1 pseudogene is annotated in these 571 nt (G+C 67.2%); it reads right to left on the reverse strand.

The window, feature by feature from the left end:
- Positions 1-76: 76 nt before the first annotated feature.
- A pseudogene (locus tag CQ14_RS44480) lies at positions 77-571 on the reverse strand (MBG domain-containing protein); the annotation flags it as partial.

Below are 571 nucleotides of genomic sequence, written 5' to 3' on the forward strand. Positions count from 1 at the left end.
ATCGCCGTTGACGAGACCGGCGCTGCCGACCTGGTAGGTCAGCGGCGGATTGGCGTCACCATAGGCGCGGCTCTTNCGCATCTGCCGTCACCGTGATCGCGCGCTGGGTGACGGTGAGGTTGTCGCCCGCATAGGTCAGCGCATAATTGCCCGAGGCCGCGAGCGAGCCTTGCGTGATACCGTAGGTGCCGACGTTGCTGGTTGTCGTCGCCGACGTCGCCAGCCCGCCCGACAGCGTATCGCCGTTGATGAGACCGGCGCCGCCGACCTGGTAGGTCAGCGGCGGATTGGCGTCGCCGTAGGCTCGGCTCTTCGCGTCGGCGGTCACGATGATCGCGCGCTGGGTGACGGTAAGGTTGTCGCCCACATAGGTCAGCGCATAGTTGCCTGAGGCCGCGAGCGTCCCCTGTCCGATCCCGTAGGTGCCGACGTTGCTGGCAGTGGTCGCCGAGGTCACCAGCGCACCCGAGAGTGCATCGCCGTTGACGAGCCCCGCACCGCTGACCTGATAGGTGAGCGGCGGATTGGCGTCGCCATAGGCGCGGCTCTTCGCTTCCGCCGTGACCGTGAT

This window comes from Bradyrhizobium lablabi (assembly GCF_001440475.1).
GTDB classification, from domain to species: Bacteria; Pseudomonadota; Alphaproteobacteria; order Rhizobiales; family Xanthobacteraceae; genus Bradyrhizobium; species Bradyrhizobium lablabi.